This window comes from uncultured Psychroserpens sp., from assembly GCF_947501425.1.
GTDB lineage: Bacteria > Bacteroidota > Bacteroidia > Flavobacteriales > Flavobacteriaceae > Psychroserpens.
In genome coordinates, this window is the sequence record NZ_CANMVN010000007.1 from 193,435 (window position 1) to 211,395 (window position 17,961).

The 17,961-nt window shown below is 33.9% G+C and carries 18 protein-coding genes; 14 read left to right on the forward strand and 4 right to left on the reverse strand.

Going from position 1 to position 17,961, the window contains the following annotated elements; genetic code table 11:
* The first annotated feature begins 2 nt into the window (after nt 1-2).
* A complete protein-coding gene (locus Q0951_RS12230) occupies nt 3-800 on the forward strand; it encodes an anti-sigma factor (RefSeq protein WP_299337234.1) in 798 nt (265 codons plus the stop codon).
* Nucleotides 801-874: 74 nt separating this feature from the next.
* On the opposite strand, the gene aqpZ is transcribed toward Q0951_RS12230, so the two are convergent.
* Nucleotides 875-1,561 carry an aquaporin Z gene (gene aqpZ, locus Q0951_RS12235; RefSeq protein WP_299337236.1) on the reverse strand — a complete coding sequence of 229 codons (687 nt, stop codon included), beginning with the start codon at nt 1,559-1,561 and terminating at the stop codon, nt 875-877.
* A gap of 154 nt (nt 1,562-1,715) precedes the next feature.
* Here aqpZ and Q0951_RS12240 point away from each other — a divergent pair, with 154 nt between their 5' ends.
* From Q0951_RS12240 to Q0951_RS12270, 7 genes are read left to right on the forward strand one after another with little or no spacing between them, the layout of a single operon-like run.
* A complete protein-coding gene (locus Q0951_RS12240; RefSeq protein WP_299337238.1) occupies nt 1,716-1,919 on the forward strand; it encodes a membrane or secreted protein in 204 nt (67 codons plus the stop codon).
* A gap of 6 nt (nt 1,920-1,925) precedes the next feature.
* Complete coding sequence (locus Q0951_RS12245) at nt 1,926-3,038, forward strand: glycosyltransferase (RefSeq protein WP_299337239.1); 1,113 nt, start codon at nt 1,926-1,928, stop codon at nt 3,036-3,038.
* Nucleotides 3,029-3,577 carry a sigma-70 family RNA polymerase sigma factor gene (locus tag Q0951_RS12250; protein WP_299337241.1) on the forward strand — a complete coding sequence of 183 codons (549 nt, stop codon included), beginning with the start codon at nt 3,029-3,031 and terminating at the stop codon, nt 3,575-3,577. The genes Q0951_RS12245 and Q0951_RS12250 overlap by 10 nt, the downstream gene beginning before the upstream one ends.
* A complete protein-coding gene (locus Q0951_RS12255) occupies nt 3,577-4,788 on the forward strand; it encodes an Nramp family divalent metal transporter (RefSeq protein WP_299337243.1) in 1,212 nt (403 codons plus the stop codon). The genes Q0951_RS12250 and Q0951_RS12255 overlap by 1 nt, the downstream gene beginning before the upstream one ends.
* 50 nt (nt 4,789-4,838) lie before the next feature.
* Nucleotides 4,839-5,717, forward strand: a complete 879-nt coding sequence (lipA, locus tag Q0951_RS12260) for a lipoyl synthase (protein WP_299337245.1) — start codon at nt 4,839-4,841, stop codon at nt 5,715-5,717.
* A complete protein-coding gene (gene gap, locus Q0951_RS12265; RefSeq protein ID WP_299337247.1) occupies nt 5,717-6,715 on the forward strand; it encodes a type I glyceraldehyde-3-phosphate dehydrogenase in 999 nt (332 codons plus the stop codon). The genes lipA and gap overlap by 1 nt, the downstream gene beginning before the upstream one ends.
* A gap of 47 nt (nt 6,716-6,762) precedes the next feature.
* Entirely contained in the window at nt 6,763-8,997 is a 2,235-nt protein-coding gene (locus Q0951_RS12270) for an ATP-binding protein (protein WP_299337249.1), read from the forward strand.
* On the opposite strand, the gene lpxK is transcribed toward Q0951_RS12270, so the two are convergent.
* A complete protein-coding gene (gene lpxK / locus Q0951_RS12275; protein WP_299337251.1) occupies nt 8,987-10,000 on the reverse strand; it encodes a tetraacyldisaccharide 4'-kinase in 1,014 nt (337 codons plus the stop codon). The two genes, Q0951_RS12270 and lpxK, sit on opposite strands and share 11 nt — an antisense overlap.
* A 52-nt stretch (nt 10,001-10,052) precedes the next feature.
* Here lpxK and Q0951_RS12280 point away from each other — a divergent pair, with 52 nt between their 5' ends.
* From Q0951_RS12280 to Q0951_RS12295, 4 genes are all read left to right on the forward strand, one after another.
* Nucleotides 10,053-11,147, forward strand: coding sequence for a Nif3-like dinuclear metal center hexameric protein (locus Q0951_RS12280; RefSeq protein ID WP_299337252.1), 1,095 nt, complete (start codon nt 10,053-10,055; stop codon nt 11,145-11,147).
* Nucleotides 11,148-11,149: 2 nt separating this feature from the next.
* Complete coding sequence (locus tag Q0951_RS12285; protein WP_299337253.1) at nt 11,150-11,929, forward strand: C4-type zinc ribbon domain-containing protein; 780 nt, start codon at nt 11,150-11,152, stop codon at nt 11,927-11,929.
* A gap of 129 nt (nt 11,930-12,058) precedes the next feature.
* Nucleotides 12,059-12,718 carry a peptide-methionine (S)-S-oxide reductase MsrA gene (gene msrA / locus Q0951_RS12290; protein WP_299337255.1) on the forward strand — a complete coding sequence of 220 codons (660 nt, stop codon included), beginning with the start codon at nt 12,059-12,061 and terminating at the stop codon, nt 12,716-12,718.
* Nucleotides 12,719-12,814: 96 nt separating this feature from the next.
* Nucleotides 12,815-14,407 (forward strand): T9SS type A sorting domain-containing protein, encoded by a 1,593-nt coding sequence (locus Q0951_RS12295; protein ID WP_299337257.1) that lies wholly within the window; start codon nt 12,815-12,817, stop codon nt 14,405-14,407.
* Here Q0951_RS12295 and Q0951_RS12300 read toward each other — a convergent pair.
* Nucleotides 14,404-15,198, reverse strand: a complete 795-nt coding sequence (locus Q0951_RS12300; protein ID WP_299337259.1) for a class I SAM-dependent methyltransferase — start codon at nt 15,196-15,198, stop codon at nt 14,404-14,406. The two genes, Q0951_RS12295 and Q0951_RS12300, sit on opposite strands and share 4 nt — an antisense overlap.
* 76 nt (nt 15,199-15,274) lie before the next feature.
* On the opposite strand from Q0951_RS12300, the gene Q0951_RS12305 reads away from it, so the two are divergent.
* Nucleotides 15,275-15,964, forward strand: coding sequence for a hypothetical protein (locus tag Q0951_RS12305; protein WP_299337261.1), 690 nt, complete (start codon nt 15,275-15,277; stop codon nt 15,962-15,964).
* 181 nt (nt 15,965-16,145) lie between these two features.
* Here Q0951_RS12305 and Q0951_RS12310 read toward each other — a convergent pair whose 3' ends face one another.
* Nucleotides 16,146-16,565 (reverse strand): (4Fe-4S)-binding protein, encoded by a 420-nt coding sequence (locus tag Q0951_RS12310; protein ID WP_299337263.1) that lies wholly within the window; start codon nt 16,563-16,565, stop codon nt 16,146-16,148.
* 127 nt (nt 16,566-16,692) lie between these two features.
* On the opposite strand from Q0951_RS12310, the gene kynU reads away from it, so the two are divergent.
* Nucleotides 16,693-17,961 (forward strand): kynureninase, encoded by a 1,269-nt coding sequence (gene kynU / locus Q0951_RS12315; RefSeq protein WP_299337265.1) that lies wholly within the window; start codon nt 16,693-16,695, stop codon nt 17,959-17,961.

A 17,961-nucleotide genomic window follows, 5' to 3' on the forward strand; every position in this document is an offset into this window, starting at 1 on the left:
ATATGGAAAAAAAATTACATACGTTTCTTCAGTCAGGTCTACTTGATAAGTATGTCCTGGATGAAACATCTGCTTCAGAAAGTCTGAAAGTAGAACATTATATTCAGACCTATCCTGAGGTTGAGCAAGAATATTTAAGACTACAAGATAATCTTGAAATATTAGCAAAAGCTCATTCAGTAGAAGCACCTCAGTTTATCTTGGATAATATCCTTGATGACGTTGAAGAAGATGCCACTCCAATAATAAAGGTTAAGCCTTTTAGACGAAAAACGCCTTGGTATAGCATTGCAGCTAGTATTATTGCTCTTGTCTTTGCTGGCTCTACACTATTGATGTATCAGCAAAACCAATTACTTCTTAAAGAAAACCAAGTTGTGGTAGATGAAATTTTTGATCTTAGAAGTGATATTGACGAAAACAACAAAAGACTTGATGATGTCATGCGCAAATTCATGAAACTCAAAAACACTGAAACTGAAAAATATGTTTTAAGAGGAAATGAACGTGCAAAGGACTTAAAAACTGTAGCTTATATAAATGCAGTTGACAAAACATCAATGATTGATGTGATTTCACTGCCTCAATTGCCTAAAAATCACACCTATCAAATCTGGGCAGAAATGCAAGACAGAATGGTTAACTTAGGTATTTTAGATCCTTCTGAAAGAGAGCTACAATCCATTCCATACATGGAAGACGCTCTTGGATTAAGTATTACTATTGAGCCAAGTGGTAATAAAGATAATACTTCTGAAAGCGCAGTAGCTGAAATTGAATTAAAAAATAGAAACAACTAATGACGTTAGTTATAAAAACTAAAGCCACTTTTAAATATTTAAAAGTGGCTTTTTTTATTCCTATGGGTTTCTAGCTATTTTTTATCAAATAGTACTTTATGAATTAAACCAGCAACTATTGCACCTGCAATTGGCGCCAACCAAAACAACCATAACTGCGCTGTAAATTCTCCTCCTGCAAAAAGCGCCTGACTTGTTGAACGTGCTGGATTTACAGAAGTATTTGATATTGGAATACTAATTAAATGAATTAGCGTTAATCCAAGTCCGATAGCAATTGGTGCAAATCCTTTTGGAGCACCAACATTTGTACTTCCTAAAATGATAAGTAAAAAGAACATGGTTAATAAAAATTCTGCAATTAAAACAGACATCATACTATAACCATCAGGTGAAAGTTCACCATAACCATTAGAGGCAAAGCCTCCAACATCTACAAAATCAGATTTACCAGATACAATTAAATACAAAAAACCTGCTGCTGTAACAGCACCAATTACCTGTACCAATATGTAACCTACCAAATCTTTAGCTGGAAACTCTCCAGCTGACCATAAGCCTAAAGAGACTGCAGGATTAAAATGTCCTCCTGATATATGTCCTACAGCATAAGCCATTGTTAAAACTGTTAAACCAAAAGCTAGTGCAACACCAGCAAAACCAATTCCTAATTCTGGATATGCAGCAGCAAAAATTGCACTACCACAACCACCAAATACAAGCCAAAATGTTCCGAAGAACTCTGCAAATAATTTTTTCATAATGATTAATATTAGTTAGTAAAATTTAAATCGTTAATTATTAGACACTTAAATCTAGTACAAAGTCACATGTAGACATCGATTCTAAATAATGTCCAAACATTTAATGATAAAAAACATTCTAAAATCTGTATCTTTGCTTAAAATTTTTCAAATGAAACTTGTTCTAATCACATTAGTGCTATTAGGTTTAGGCGTAGCAGGAATTGCAATCAAAATTTGGGCTAAAAAAGATGGTAAATTTGCTGGCACATGCGCCAGTCAAAATCCAATGCTTAATCAAGATGGTGAAGCTTGTGGTTTCTGTGGAAAAACTCCAGATCAATTCGAAAATTGTAATGAACCTCAACATTCTTAACTGTTGATGTACGTTTTTGAAATTCTTTTCTATTCATTTGTTGTCATTGTTGGAATTCAAATCATATACTACGGATTTATCTTTGGTAAATTTGCAACATTAAAACAAAAAAAGATTTCTCCTAAAAATCTTCCAGTCTCTGTAATTATATGTGCAAAAAATGAAGCTGAAAATTTAAAGGAAAATCTGCCAAGTATTTTATCACAGGCATACCCTAAGTTTGAAATCGTTTTAATCAATGACAACTCTACAGATACTACTCTGGAAGTTATGCAAACGTTTAAGAGTGAGCATGAGCATATTAAAATTGTTAATGTTAAACCTATAGAAGCATTTTGGGGAAATAAGAAATATGCCCTAACACTTGGTATTAAAGCCGCCAAATACGACACCTTATTATTTACAGATGCCGATTGCAAACCTGTTTCAAAACATTGGATTAGCAAAATGACTGCACCATTTGATACCGAAAAAAAGCTAGTCATTGGTTACGGCCCTTATCAGAAAATTAAAGGATCGCTTCTTAATCTGCTTATTAGGTTTGAAACATTTATGACTGCAGTTCAATATTTTTCTTATGTAAAAATAGGACAAACGTATATGGCTGTTGGTAGAAATTTAGCTTACAGGAAAGAATTATTCTTTGAAGCTAATGGCTTTATGAGTCATATGCATGTCAAATCAGGTGATGATGACCTATTTGTAAATCAAGTAGCATCAAAAAAGAATACAACAATTTGTATTGCAAAAGAAAGTTTTACTGAATCAGCTCCTAAAACAACATATAAATCATGGATTCTGCAAAAAAGAAGACATGTTAGTACCGCATCTCATTACAAACTCAGGCATAAAATACTTTTAGCCTTATTTTATTGTTCTCAACTCCTGTTTTGGTTTTTAGCGACCTTACTTATGAGTTTTATGTTTCGTTGGGAAATTGTTATTGGACTAATTGCATTACGATTTATCATTCAGTACACAACGTTATATTCTGCTGCTGCAAAACTAAAAGAAAAAGACTTGATCTTTTTTGTTCCTTTTCTCGAATTATTCTTGATTCTCTTTCAATTCTTTATATTTATAAAAAATCTCTCATCAAAACCTCAGCATTGGAAGTAAAAGACGCGATAGAAAAGGCTAAAAACAATGATCAAATTGCTTTTAATTTTCTATTAGACACCTTTTGGAACAGCGTCTATGGTTTTCAACTGAAACGTACTCAGAATGAAAATGATGCTGAAGACATTACAATACAAACGTTTTCAAAGGCGTTTGATAAGATTCATACTTACAATGATAAATACGAATTTAAAACATGGTTGATTACCATCTCTAAAAATATTCATATTGATCTTGTAAGAAAGCAAAAGTCTACTATTTCCAGTCGTTCCAATATCAGTGAAGATAATGACTATCATTCAATCATTGACGAATCTCCAACACCTGAGGATAAACTTATTACAGAACAAAATCTAGCCAAGCTACTTAGAGATATAAAACAACTGAAACCACATTATCAGGAGGTTATTAATCTGAGATATTTCCAAGAATTATCTTATAAGGAGATATCTGAATCGTTAGATGAATCTATTAATAATGTTAAGGTTAAGCTACTTAGAGCAAAAAAACTGCTTGCTGAGATTATTAAAACTGAATAATGGCATTTAGTTTAAAAAAAATAGGTCCAGGACTATTATTTGCAGGCGCAGCAATTGGCGTGTCACATTTAGTACAATCCACAAGAGCTGGAGCCGATTTCGGATTTGGATTGATTTGGGCGCTGCTGTTAGTCAACATATTTAAATATCCTTTTTTTCAATTTGGCCCACGCTATGCTATTGCCACTGGCGAAACACTTTTAGACGGTTACAAAAAATTAGGAAAAGGTGTATTAATCGTCTACTTCATCTTAACCTTCGCTACAATGTTTACTATTCAAACTGCTGTAACCATTGTAACTGCAGGATTAGCATCATCAATTTTTGGAGATTATATTTCCACCGAATTATGGACAGTGATCATACTGATTATCTGCTTTGTAATTTTAATTATAGGAAAATATAACTTTCTGGATAAACTCATGAAGTTTATCATTATCACGCTTACAATTAGTACTATTGTATCTGTATTTTTTGCACTTAAGAACGCATCTGGACCAACTTCATTAACTCAGGTATTTCCCAATGCTATGGAGTTTGGTTTCTTAATTGCATTTATGGGATGGATGCCAGCCCCTTTAGATATTTCTATCTGGCACTCGCTTTGGGCAATAGAAAAGCAAAAATCAGAAAAAGAGTTTAGTGTCAAATCATCACTTTTTGATTTTAATGTTGGATATCTGGCCACAATTATTTTGGGACTTGGTTTTATGACCTTAGGTGCATTAGTCATGTTTCAAAGCGGAGATAATTTTAGTGAAAAAGCAGGCACGTTTTCCAATCAACTCATTTCGATGTATACTAAAAGTCTAGGCAACTGGTCGTATATTATTATTGGTATAGCTGCGTTTACAACAATGTTTAGCACAACACTTACAACCTTAGACGCCTCGCCAAGAGCAATGGCCAAAACTACACAACTCTTATTTGGAAATATTATAAAACGTTCTTATCTATTTTGGATCTTGATTCTAATCTCTGGAACGATTCTAATCTTCTTATACTTTCAATCTGAAATGGGATTATTGATTAAGATCGCTACTGTATTATCATTTTTAACAGCACCATTTTACGCCATTATAAATTACCGATTAATTAGCAGCAAGCATACACCAAAAGAATGGCAACCCTCTCTAAAGCTTCATGTTTTAAGCTGGTTAGGCATCTTATTTCTGATAGGTTTCAGCGTCTGGTACCTTACAACATTATAACTTATATTTAAGATTTTACTTTGTATCTTTGCATTCTATAATTATTGCTGATGAATACAGACACCAATTCTATACCAGTTGTTGCTCGTCAACCCAAACCGAAATGGCTTCGTGTAAAACTTCCAACCGGAAAAAAATACACCGAACTAAGAGGGCTTGTAGACAAGTATAAACTCAACACAATATGTACCTCAGGAAGTTGTCCGAATATGGGAGAATGTTGGGGAGAAGGAACTGCTACGTTTATGATCTTAGGAAATGTATGTACACGTTCTTGTGGATTCTGTGGTGTAAAAACCGGGAGACCTGAAACTGTAGACTGGGATGAACCAGAAAAAGTGGCTCGATCCATCAAAATTATGGGAATTAAGCATGCTGTTTTAACAAGCGTGGACAGAGATGATCTTAAAGATATGGGAAGTATCATGTGGAGCGAAACTGTAAAAGCAGTACGACGAATGAATCCTGAAACAACTCTAGAAACCCTTATTCCAGATTTTCAAGGTATTGAACACCATATAGACAGAATTATTGATGTTGCGCCAGAAGTAGTATCTCATAATATAGAAACTGTTAGACGCTTAACCAGAGAAGTTCGTATTCAAGCAAAATATGATCGAAGTATGCATGTGCTTAAGTACTTAAAAGCACAAGGTCAACGCCGAACTAAATCTGGAATTATGTTAGGCTTGGGTGAAACTCGTGAAGAAGTTATAGAAACATTACATGACCTTAGAGAAAATGATGTAGATGTAGTAACTATTGGTCAATATTTACAACCAAGCAAAAAACATTTACCTGTGAAGCAATTTATTCAGCCAGACCAATTTGATGAATATAAGCAGATAGGTTTAGATCTAGGGTTTCGCCATGTAGAAAGTAGTGCCTTGGTAAGATCTTCATATAAAGCGCAAAAACACATCAACTAATGATTCGCGTTGCAATTAATGGATTTGGTCGTATCGGTCGTCGAGTATGTCGATTAATACAAGAGAGAGATGATATGTGTGTTGTTGCTGTTAACGATATCGCAAATGCGAAGACACTTGCACATTTACTAAAATATGATAGTATCCACGGTGTATCCAAACACGATATTTCAGCTACTGAAAATGAAATTATTATAAATGGAAAAGTAATCCCACTTCTTAATCAACATCATCCTAAGGACATTGATTGGACTCCTTTTGATGTGGATTTCGTCATCGAAGCTACAGGGAAATTTAAAACTTCCGAAGTGCTAAAACAGCATATAAACAATGGCGCAAAAAAAGTTATTCTCTCTGTTCCTCCAATTGAAGATGATATCAAAACTGTTGTATTAGGAGTAAACGATAACGAAATTGATGGCTCCGAAGTCATTATTTCTAATGCCTCTTGTACAACAAATAATGCTGCTCCTATGATCTCAGTGATCAATAAACTCTGCGGTGTTAAACAAGCTTATATTACAACTGTTCATTCTTACACAACTGATCAAAGTTTACATGATCAACCACATAAAGATTTGCGTCGTGCACGTGCAGCTGGCCAATCAATTGTTCCCACAACAACAGGTGCTGCGAAAGCATTAACAAAAATTTTTCCCGAGCTATCCGATGTTATTGGTGGTTGCGGCATAAGAGTACCTGTTGCTAATGGTTCTTTAACAGACATTACATTCAACGTAGAAAAAACAGTCACTATAGATCAAATTAATACAGCCTTTAAAAATGCTGCTCAGACACATCTAAAAACTATTTTACAATATACCGAAGATCCTATCGTATCTATTGATATTGTTGGTAATACACATTCATGTATCTTCGATGCCCTAATGACATCTGTAATTGGAAACATGATTAAAATTGTAGGTTGGTACGATAATGAAACTGGTTATTCTAGTAGAATTTTGGATTTAATTTGCAATTTATCGATGAAATCATGACTTTTATCGAATAAATATTTATATTTGTTCCATAAAAGTGGCCAAATATGTCCCAAACTAAATACTACATAGTTGCTTTTTTAATATGTTTTACTTGTGCTATATCAGCTCAAACCAGCGGTGTTGAGGATATTGAAGTACAGAAATTACGTATACAAAACACAATCACTCAATCGGAATTTGATTCTGAAAGAGGCGATTATTTTAATGCCAAAGATAATCTTGAGAAAGCTTTAGAACTAGCTATTAGTATTGACGATAAAAAAAGTCAAGGTATCATCCTTGCCAAAATTGGAAAATTACAATTTACTGTAAATGAATTTGATAAGGCTCTTGCATCCTTAATAAAAGCTGCCGATATTCAGAGAGAACTCAATGACTCTCAAAATCTAGCTGTTACTTACAGTATTAAAGGAGTGCTTCATGCAGGAAAAAAGGAATATAAAAACGCCTTAGAATATTTAAATTCTGCTAAAACACTTTTCGAAGAAGAAGGTTTAGAAATTAATATTCCGGGAGTAACATTAAATCAGGCCAAAATCCATCTTAAATTAAAAGACTACAAAACAGCCAAATCACTTCTAGAGCAAACCATCATCTTAGCAAAAAAGAATAATCAAAATGACATTTTAGCTAGTGCTTTAATCTACAGTGGTAAAGCATTAGATAAATTAGGCAATAACGATCAAGGTATTGCACTTGCAAATGAAGGTTTAGAAATAGCAAAAACTAATAATCTGACAGAGCATATCAATGAAGGCTATTTGACACTGAGTAATATCTACGAAAATGATAAAAACTATCAACAAGCATATGTAAATCTTCAAAGACATGTAAAACTATCTGATTCTATTCTAAATATTGAACGTGTAAATCTATCACCAGAAAAAAGAGCTGAATATTTAGAAACATACAGTGCAGAAGAAATTAAGAAACTACAAACCAAAGTAGAAGAACAAGAATCTGATAGTAACCTCGCAAAGATTACTACCATATTAAGTATAGCTTTAATTACAATATTATCATTGTTAACCTTATCATTATATAAGAACAATAACATTAGATTAAAGTCTAACAACATGCTTCAAGAGAAAAATGATGATTTAATTGAAGCCATGAAACGAGCAGAACTAGCCTCAAAAACAAAAGCTAATTTCTTATCTACAGTAACCCATGAGTTAAGAACACCACTATACGCTGTAACGGGTCTTACTAATATGCTGCTAGAGGAAGAGCCTAACGAAAAACAAATTCCACATTTAAAATCTTTAAAGTTCTCTGGTGATTACCTATTGACTTTTATCAATGATATTCTCCAGATTAATAAAATTGAGGCCAATAAAGTTGAATTAGATCCTGTATTGTTTAATCTTAAAACAAAGGTTGAAAATGTGTGCTCCGCACTTAACAATTCTGCATTAGACAACAATGTCAAAATGCATTACGATTATCAAAAAAATCTACCTGAAACATTTATTGGTGATAACTTAAAAATATCTCAGATACTTATCAATCTCATCGGCAACTCCATTAAGTTCACTAAAGATGGTGATATTTGGGTGAGAGTATATAGTATCTCTAATAAAGGAGATGACTATACTTTGCGCTTTGAAATAGAAGATAATGGTATTGGTATCTCTAAAGAAAAGCAAGACAATATGTTTGAGAGCTTCTCCCAAGGCTCGATACAAATCAATAGAAAATACGGTGGAACAGGTTTAGGTCTATCCATTGTAAAAGGTCTAATTGAAATATTGAAAGGAAAAATCTACCTTAAAAGTGAACTCGGAAAAGGCACAACGTTCTTTTTTGAAATCCCATTAACCTACGCTCCAGAAACTGTTAAAATCGAAAAAGAAGATTATTCTAAAAACATTAGCAAATTGGACATTAGCAACATTAAGATCTTGATTGTTGAGGACAATAAGATCAACCAAATGATCACCAAAAAGATTCTAAATAAAATGAATCTTCAGTGTGATATTGTAGACAATGGAGAAGCAGCTGTAGAAAAAGTCAGAGAGAACACTTATAATGTCGTTCTGATGGATATACATATGCCAGGAATTAGCGGACTTGAGGCCACTAAAATTATCAGAACTTTTGATAAGGAACTGACCATCTTTGCACTTACTGCGGTAACACTTGAAGACAAAATGCATGAATTTGATGAAGCTGGATTTGATGATATCATCTCAAAACCATTTAAGCAGGAAGACTTTGAAAAGAAACTTTACGAAGTATTAGCTACAAATCAAAACTCAACTGCATCTATAAACTAGAACTCAAATACGACAATAGAATCGCATCAAATTCATCTTCCTCGTCTATTTCAAATGAAATAGGCAAATAAAACAATTGTGATGAATGAGATGTAAACTCACTCTGTAATCTTACATAATCCTTTTCGGTAGTTAAAATAACCTCTTTCTCTCTTAAAACTGCAATCTCTGAATTTGAGAATGTATGGTGGTCCTTAAAATTTAAATGCTCAAAATCAATAGATTTCGATTTTAGATATTCTATTAAAGGTAACGGATTTGCAATTCCGGTTACCAAAGTCACTGCTTTCCCTTTTAAATGTTCTAAGGGTAAGCGTTCATTGGCACTACATATCGTTTCAGAATAGGAAATAGCACTAAAAAAAACCCATTGACCCTCTAATGGTTGTAACTTACTTATAATATGATTTTTTTCCGAAGCAGATAATCGATTGGGACACTTGGTTACTAAAATAATATTTGCACGCTTTGCTCCTGCTCTAGGTTCTCTAAGGTTTCCTGTTGGCAAAACTATATCATCACTATATAAATTGTCGTAAACAGTGAGCAAAATATTGAATCCCGCTTTTACTTTTCTATGTTGAAAGGCATCATCTAATAAAATAAGATCAGGTTGCTTATGTTCAATCAATTTTGAAATTCCACGTTGACGATTAGCATCCACACTTACAATCACATCATCAAATTTGTTGTAGAACTGAAATGGCTCATCTCCAATGGTTTTAGCTGTAGCTTGATCATTAGCAATAATAAAACCCGAAGTTTCCCGTTTATAGCCACGACTCAAAATAGCTACTTTATACTGATCTTTAATTAGACGAACTAAATACTCAATGGTAGGTGTTTTACCTGTACCACCAACACTTAAATTACCAACACAAATAACTGGAAGTTCATAAGACTTAGATGATTTCCAACCTAAGTCATAGAATACATTACGTAACCAGGTCACGAAGTAATAAAGAGGAACTATAGGAAAAAGTATTTTTCTGAGTAGCTTCATTAGAACGAAGTTAATATTTTATATTTGTTTTTAAACTTAACACCTAATAAAAATGATTGTTCAAGATGTCATCAATTACCTCGAAGAGCTAGCACCATTACAGTATGCTGAAGACTTTGATAATGTCGGCCTACTTGTTGGCGATAAAAATAATGAAGTCTCAGGTGTTTTAGTTACACTTGATACTTTGGAAGCTGTTGTTGATGAAGCTATTCAAAATAACTGTAACCTCATTGTTAGCTTCCATCCAATTATTTTTAAAGGCTTAAAATCATTAACCGGTAAAAACTATGTGGAGCGAACTGTTCTCAAAGCAATTAAGAATGACATTGCAATCTATGCCATTCATACGGCTCTTGATAATGCATTAAGAGGAGTTAATGATATCATATGTGATACGCTTGGATTGGTCAATAAAAAAATTCTAATCCCGCAAAAAGGCACTATTAAAAAGTTAACCACCTATATTCCCTCTAAAAATGCTAATGCTTTAAGATCTCAACTTTTTAAAGCTGGTGCTGGTAATATTGGAAATTATGACAACTGTAGTTTTAACACAGAAGGTACAGGGACTTATAGAGGAAATGAAAATTCAAATCCTACTCTTGGAAACAAAGGAGAATTACATGAAGAAAATGAAATTCAAATATCAGTAACTTTTAATAAACACATCGAATCTAAACTGCTCAATGCTCTATTTGAACATCATCCTTATGAAGAAGTAGCCTTTGAAGTTACAACATTAGACAACTACAACCAAAATATTGGAATAGGTATGGTTGGTGAGCTTGAAGAAGGGATGCCTACCGAAACATTTTTAGAGTTTGTTAAATCTAAAATGAATGTATCCTGTATCAGACATTCTGAAATCTCTACTAGTTCAATTAAAAAAGTAGCAGTATTAGGAGGATCTGGAAGTTTTGCTATTTCAGCAGCAAAACGTTCAGGAGCCGATATTTTAGTTACTTCCGACTTAAAATATCATGATTTCTTTTCAGCTGAAAACAACATCATATTAGCAGATATTGGTCATTATGAAAGCGAACAGTTCACAAAAAACTTTTTAGTAGACTATCTCTCGAAAAAAATTACTAATTTTGCAGTCGTTTTATCAACGACGAATACAAATCCGGTAAAGTATTTATAATTATGGCAAAAAAAGCTGAAGCATCTGTTGAAGATAGATTAAGAGCACTCTATGATTTACAATTAATCGATTCTAGAGTAGATGAAATAAGAAACGTAAGAGGAGAATTACCTCTTGAGGTTCAAGATTTAGAAGATGAAGTTGAAGGTTTAAATACGAGACTTGAAAAGTTGGCAACTAATCTAGAATTAATTGACGACCAGATTAAATCAAAAAAGAATTTAATTGAAGAAGCTAAAGCACTTATCAAAAAGTACACTGAGCAACAAAAGAATGTTAGAAATAACAGAGAATACAATTCTTTAACAAAAGAAGTTGAGTTTCAGGAATTAGAAATTCAATTGGCTGAAAAACACATCAAAGAATTCAAAGTTCAAATCGAACAAAAGAAAGAAGTCATTGATGAAACAAAAGATCGTCTTAAAGATCGTAAAACACATTTAAAGCATAAACGTGGTGAGCTAGACGCTATTTTAGCTGAAACTCAAAAAGAAGAAGAAGCATTGATCAAAAAATCTGAAGATTTCCAAAAGAAATTAGATGAGCGTTTAGTTAATGCTTATTTACGCATCAGAAATAATGTGAAAAATGGATTAGCTGTTGTACCAATCGAAAGAGGTGCTTCTGGAGGTTCATTCTTTACTATTCCACCTCAGATTCAAGTAGAGATCGCATCTCGTAAAAAAGTAATTACAGATGAGCACAGTGGAAGAATTCTTGTTGATGCACAATTAGCACAAGAGGAAAAAGAGAAAATGGAGAAAATGTTTGCAAAACTATAATCCAAATTCCAATGCATACAAAAGCCTTTATCGTTATTGATAAAGGCTTTTTCATTTTAATAAAACTTTCACAAAGTTGATATTAAGGTTTCTTATCTTTATTCGACCTATTGAAAAAGAAAAAAAAAGATGAAACGATTATTATTTACATTGGCAATAGCCATGCTATTTAGCTGCCAAAACAATGCACAAATTAACGACAAACAACTAGCAGTTATCAATGCAGATCCCATTGAGGTCCCTTTAAAAAACGGTAAGGCAAGAGCCTATTTCGCAAGTGGTTGTTTTTGGTGCGTTGAAGCTATTTATGAAAGTGTAAAAGGTGTAGACGAAGTAATAAATGGCTATTCTGGTGGTTTTACCAAAAATCCCACCTACAAACTTAGCAATACTGGCGCCACTGGACATGCTGAAGCTGTTGAAGTAATATATGATCCAAAGGTTGTAAGTTTTGAAACTTTAGTTGATGTATATTTTGCTTCGCAAGACCCAACTCAGGTTAATGGCCAAGGTCCAGATAGAGGCTCGCAATATCGGTCAATTATATTTTATCAGAACGAAGCTCAAAAAAAGATTATAGAAAACAAAAAAGCACTGTTAGCCAAAGCTTTAGATGCTAAAATCGCTGCCGAAGTCTATCCATTTCAAAAATTTTGGGTTGGTGAAGACTATCACCAAAATTATGAAAGACTAAATCCTGGAAACCCTTACATACGTAATGTTTCAATTCCTAGACTAAATCGGTTTAAAGCAAAAATGCCAAAAGTTCTGAAAGATAATTCTCACTAAATTTTTCTCTTTATCGATAATATTTGGTTATTAATCGACAATAAGTGTATTTTAGCCATTCAGTCATTACTGATTGCCCAAAACTAAAATACATTTATGATGAAAAAAATTACGTACCTACTATGTTTTGTTTTGTTATCTAGCTTTGTAAATGCTCAAACACCAGGTGTTTCGATTTTCAGTAGTTTTCAAAATGAATATATTGAATACATTCCAGGAAACTTACCTATAATTATATCTGTTCCACATGGTGGCGTGCTCCAATCTGGTGAAACTATTGGAGGTGTTTTCTATCCTGATGATGATGCCAACTTACCAGATCGCACATGCAATAACGCAAATACTCAAAGAGATCTCAATACTGTTATACTCGCGCGACGAATTCAAGATGAAATATATGCTCAAACCGGAGGATATGCACATATGATTCTCAATAACTTACATCGATCAAAAATGGATGCAAACATGTCTGTTAGTCAAGGGTCCTGCGGAAATAGTCATGCCGCATCTTATTGGAGTGATTTCCAAAATTTTATTAATGATGCTAGTCAAGCTGTTGAAGCCAACTGGGGAAAAGGTCTATACATTGATTTACATTGTCATGACCATACCGTTCCCAGAATTGAAATAGGGTATAATATTTCAGCTGCCGAACTTAATTCAAGTGATCTTAATGGCACTGCAATCATTGACAAATCAACCATTAAAAACTTAGTGTCAACCAATTTAAACGCTCTTAACCATGAAGAATTGATTAGAGGTGTTAATAGTCTAGGACAATTATTTCAGAACGCTCCCGGAACCTTTTATAACTCCATTGATCCATCAGGTTCGACAACCAGCTATCCTGGTTGTGGCGTATCTTCAGGATATAGAGCCGTACCAAGCAATTCAGATTATGGTGACACCAGTTGTGACGACACGAGACCTTACAGTAATTCTTATTTTGATGGCAACTATTATAATAATCGTAGACACGGTTCTGGAGATGGAACAGGTGGTCCTGCAAGTATTGGTGGCAGTGGGAACATTGATGGTGTGATGCTTGAAGTTAATAGCCGATTAACAGATTTAGGTGCTCCTTATGATTCAAGACCTAATACATTAGAACCATTTGCAATAGATTATGCTAATGTGGTTTTAGAATACCTAAACATACACTATGACAATTTTTCTGAATTTGAATATGCGTCAGCCACCTATGACATCGCAGATACTGATCCTACACCTTCCCTAACCAACGGAATTTCAGGAGGAATGTATTTAAGCTCACCTGCTGGATTAATAATTGATCAAAACACAGGTACAATTGATGTGTCTGCCTCTGCTGTAGGAAATTATACAGTAACATATTCTGTAGGTCCTATATCTGCAATGAGCAGTCCAAATGGATTGTATAATTCTTCACGATCTATTGAAATAACAGATGATAGCTTAAGTGTTTCAGAAGAAGAATCTTTGTCAGTTAGATTATACCCTAATCCAACAACGGGAATTGTAAATTTTGAATCCAACACTCAAATATCTCAAGTAAAAGTATATAGCGTTCTTGGTCAGCGTTTAATGACAAAAGCTATCAATAGCAATCAATCAAACGTTGATTTATCAAACTTAAGAAGTGGATCTTACTTACTGACTTTCTTTATTGACGGACAATCAGCAGGATCAAAGCTAATCGTAAAAAACTAGAGTTTAGTCGCTTTAATTTCAAAAATAAGAGGATACAATTGATCCTTTGTTACATAATTGCCAGATTTGGTTTCTTCCAGGTCTGGCAATACGTTATAGGGACTTTCATCGTATTCATTTAAATACTCTATTTGTAATCCAGCCTCAATAAGTGCATTGATTACTTCACTTAAACCATGATTCCAACCATATTCCTTACTAATCATTTTTGATTCCTGATTAGCATAGGTGCCTTCATACTCTTCATAGATGGCCTCATCTTGCATATATCCATATCGCATTACAGATTTCCCGTCTAGATAATCAAACATCCAAACGATAGGATGAAACTCTACCATATAAAATGTACCTCCTTTTTTTAATCGCTCACCAATCATTTGTCCCCAGGGTTTTAAATCGGGCAACCAACCAATAACACCATAACTGGTAAATACAATATCAAAAGTGTCTTTTATATATGTAGAAGTATCTAATACGTTACATTGTACAAACTCAGCATCGAGATTGAGCTCTGTATTTAATGAATTGGCAAGTGCAATACCCTCATCACTCAAATCTACTCCTGTGCATTTAGCACCTAACCTACTCCAACTCAATGTATCTTGTCCAAAATGACACTGTAAGTGCAATAAAGATTTTCCTTTTACATCTTTTAAAGCATTTAATTCATACGGCATCAATGACGACTTTCCGTTTTTAAAAGCTTCCAAATCGTACATATCACTTTCTGAATGAATTTTTACTTTCTCATTCCATGTTTGTCTATTGACTTCAAAATGATTCTTGCTCATAATTTAAATGTTTATGGCTCTAAAGTAATAATAACTTCGGAAATGTAAAGATTGTCATACCTTTGCAAAAAAACTAATGAAACAACTTCTTACTATTCTATGTCTAGCTACTTTGATGATAGCTTGTAAATCTGAAACAAAAGACCAAAACACAATTTCTGAGACCATTTCCGAAGAAAAAAAGGAATTGACAACACCTGAAAAAATTGCTAAAGCTCATGGTTTTGACTCGTGGAAAGACGTCAACACCATTGAATTTACATTTAATGTAGACAGAGGCGACAATCATTTTGAGCGTAGTTGGTCATGGGAGCCTAAAGAGAATCGTATCAGTTTTTCAAATTCGAAAGACTCAATAATTACGTTTAAAAGAAGTCAGGTAGACCCTATAAATTTAGACTATGATCAGGCATTTATTAATGACAAATACTGGCTACTTGTCCCATTTCAATTAATTTGGGATGAAGGAATAACTATTTCAGATGCCGTAAAAGAAAAGGCTCCTATCTCAAATTCTGAATTAAATAAAATCACATTAACCTACGGAAATGAAGGTGGTTATACACCAGGCGATGCCTATGACATTTATTTTGATAATGATCACATCATCAGAGAATGGATCTACAGAAAAGGGAATAGCAAAGAACCGTCTATGACCACCACTTTTGAAAATTATGAAGACTTCAACGGATTAAAAATTGCTAAAGACCATAAAACAGCTGAAGGAAACTTCAATCTTTACTTTTCAAACATCAAAGTAAATTAAAACAAAATTGATCTAAATCTTAAAAAAATATTAAAGTTAGATATCTCTTGTAATGAGAACATCTAACTCTCGACAAAAGACGTATAACATATAGAATATTCCGCAATTGCGTCCATATATATTCAAGGCGCTTGAACTTTAGAGTTGAAGCGCCTTTTACTTTTTAGTCATACTACAAAAATCAGCCTTTAAACCCATCATTGACATGAGTACCATCGCAATATGGCTTATTGTGAGAAGCACCACATCTGCAAAACGCTGTAGTTTTGTTCTTAGTTTCCTCTTTTCCATCCTTATACGTCACTTTTAAAGTGCCGTAGACTAAAAGCGGTCCATCAGCTAATACCTCCACTTTTGTTTCAAGAGATTCGGCTTCTTTATTCTCTTCGCCATTCATATAATACCCTAAAGCTCCTGAAGGGCAAGCTTTAACTTGTTTTACCAAGGCTTCGGTTGAAGCAGCATCAATCTTAATCCACGGACGCTCTTTTGGCTGAAACACATCGCCTAATCCTTTAACACAAATTCCAGAATGGATACAGGCATCAGGTTTCCAAACTATCGTAACCTCACCGTTAGTATATTCTTTTGTCTTTCCCATATGTTTGTGATTTCTTCTAAAGATACTAAAAAAAGTATTTGTTTTTCATCCCAAAAATGCAGCTTTCAACAGTTTATTACTAGCATAATTATTCTTATTTTTGTTAGACAACATAAAACCAACAGCCTTGTCAAACTATCAATTAGGTCTTGAATTTGCAAAACAACAAGATCAAAATGACGAACTTTCATCATTCAGAACTCAGTTTCATATACCAAAGGATAGCAATGGAAACGAGCTCATATACATGACAGGTAATTCACTTGGTTTACAACCAAAGATCACTAAAGACTACATTGATCAGGAACTTAAAGATTGGGCAAATCTTGGTGTTGAAGGTCATGTTCATGGTTCGCATCCTTGGTTACATTACCATGAGTTTCTTAATGAAACCATGGCCAATATTGTCGGCGCAAAACCTTTAGAAGTTGTGGTAATGAATTCGTTAACAGCTAACCTTCATTTTATGATGGTAAGTTTTTACCAACCTACACCAAAACGCTATAAGATTTTAATTGAAGCTGATGCGTTTCCAAGTGACAAATATGCTGTAGAATCTCAATTACGTCATCATGGTTATGATGACAAAGAAGGCTTGATCTTGTGGAAAGCCAGAGACGGTGAGGAGCTGGCAAACTATGACGACCTCGAATCAATTCTTAAAGACCATGGTGATGAGATTGCGCTTATCATGATTGGTGGTGTCAATTATTATACAGGTCAGTTTTTCGACTTAAAACGCATTACAGATTTAGGACATGCTCATGGCTGTGTTGTTGGATTTGATTGTGCTCATGGTGCTGGTAATGTACAACTCAACCTTCACGACTCTGGAGCAGATTTTGCCGTTTGGTGTACCTATAAATACTTAAATTCGGGTCCTGGAAGTCTGTCTGGCGCATTTGTACATGAGCGACATGCTAACAGAAAAGATCTCAATAGATTTACAGGATGGTGGTCACATAACAAACAAACACGTTTTAGAATGCGTGATGAATTTGATCAATTACCAGGAGCAGAAGGTTGGCAATTAAGTAATCCTCCTATCTTATCTATGGCTGCTATTAGAGCCGCTTTAGATGTTTTTAAATCTGCTGGATTTGATAAACTTTGTAAAAAATCTAAACATCTAACAGGTTACTTTGAGTTTTTAATCAATGCTTTAAACCATAAAGACATAAAGATCATCACACCTGATAACCCAAAAGAACGTGGGTGCCAACTCTCTATTCAAGTCAAAAATGCAGATAAAAGTTTACATAATAAGTTAACTGAAGCTGGTATTATTACCGACTGGAGAGAACCAGATGTTATACGATGTGCACCTGTGCCTTTATACAATTCGTTCATAGATGTTTATGAATTTGTAGAACGTTTGAAAAAGATTCTAAATTAA